Annotated in this window: 1 protein-coding gene and 1 pseudogene; both read left to right on the plus strand. The window is 50.4% G+C overall.

What is annotated here, in order from left to right:
- A partial coding sequence (locus tag BUA65_RS17505; protein ID WP_072871688.1) for a tyrosine-type recombinase/integrase occupies positions 1-766 on the plus strand: 766 nt, incomplete at its 5' end.
- Positions 763-1667 (plus strand): annotated as a pseudogene (locus BUA65_RS17510) (transposase); the annotation flags it as partial. The gene BUA65_RS17505 and the pseudogene BUA65_RS17510, both read left to right, overlap by 4 nt.

Genomic DNA, 1667 nt, shown 5'->3' on the forward strand with positions numbered 1-1667 from the left:
CGAGGACTACAGCGTCCAGCTTTCCGAGAGACTTAAAAAGACCGTTCCCGGGAGCAGGCGGGGCTTTAAAGACTTCCTCTACCATGTCAACAAGGGCAAGGAGTACCCGGCCAAGATTTTGAAGGTTAAGGTCCGCCGTTCCCGGCCCAAGACCATTTCCAAAGAGCAGGTGGGCAAGTTGATTGACGCCTGCTCAAACTTACGGGATAAATTTTTAATCCAGCTTTTGTGGGAAAGTTCCATGCGCATCGGCGAGGCCCTGGCCCTGTGGCTGGAAGACTTTGAGCCCGACGGACAAAAGATCCACATCCGAGACAGGGGGGAACTTCCCAACCTCGCCGAAATCAAAACCATTTGCAGCCCCCGGACGGTGGACGTTTCCCCGGATTTAATCAACCTGTTTTTTGACTATGTAGCCGAATTCCACACGGACGAAGTGGACACGAACCATGTTTTTATCAAACTTTCCGGGGAGAACAAGTACCAACCCATGGAGTGCCAGGACGTTGCTTCCCTTTTCCGCAGGCTAAAGGCCAAAACGGGAATTGATGTCAGCCCCCACATCCTCCGGCACAGCTCCTTAACCGAACTGCGCCGGGCCGGCTGGAAGCCGGAACACTTGCAAAAACGGGCTGGACATGCCCAGGTTCAGACCACCATGCAAATTTACCTGCACCCGAGCGACGAAGATCTGCGCCAGGATTGGGAGAAAGCGGAGGGAAAAATGCGCCTTAAGCAGCAGCAAAAGGAGGGCTCTGAACAGTGAGTACGGCTTACAGGCCGGTCCCGACGCCGGCAAAATGGCGGGAAATCGAGGAAACCATGGCAGGTTACTGGGAAAAGGATAGGTGGGATATTACCGACCCCATCTTTGATGAGTTTCGGTCTGAACGGTGGACACTACCCAATAAGACTATAGACTTTTCTCGCCTGCAGCCAGGCATTAGGGAAGAGGTCAAGTTTTTCTTTGTTCGCCGCCTTCGGGAACACACCTTGCGGCTACGAACGGTGGTCGTTTACGGAGTTTGCTTTGCCCGCCTGGCTGACTTTCTGAAGCGGGTTTATCCCGGGATCGAAAGCTTTACAGATTTGGAAATAGAGAGAGTTATGATTAGGTGGCGTTCTTACCTGGTTGAACAAGGGGTTTCGGTCAACAAAAAAGGTCGTTTATCCAGTACCCAATACGAAGCTCTGTTACAGCAGGTATATCAGTTTATGGCCAATTTCTACGACGACCGGGAGGAGTTTGAAAAGGACGTCTGGGACGTGCGGAAAATACCGGGAGCGAAATATACCCAAAACAAAGCTGATTACCTGCTTTCCTTTGAGGACATTCCCCTTCCCTTCCAGCCTCTGGCTAAAAGATACCTGAAGATACGGGTAGGTATTCGGTCACAAGCACAGTGCAGAATAGATTTGATGTCTTTGCGTTTATTCCTATGTTTTATCCACGAGCAATATCCTCATTGGCAGGACCTAAAGAAGTTATCACGCAAAGACATGGAAAGTTACCTTGCGTGGTACCGGTCATATACAGAAGAGTGGCGAGAAAAGCATTATGATTATTTAGTCAGTCTGCGGAACTTTTTTGATTACATCCAGCGGGCCGAATACCCGGAGGCGCCGGAAAAACCCCACTTTTCGTTATTGTTCAAGGAAGATTTTCC

It is taken from the genome of Desulfofundulus thermosubterraneus DSM 16057 (assembly GCF_900142025.1).
GTDB lineage: Bacteria > Bacillota > Desulfotomaculia > Desulfotomaculales > Desulfovirgulaceae > Desulfofundulus > Desulfofundulus thermosubterraneus.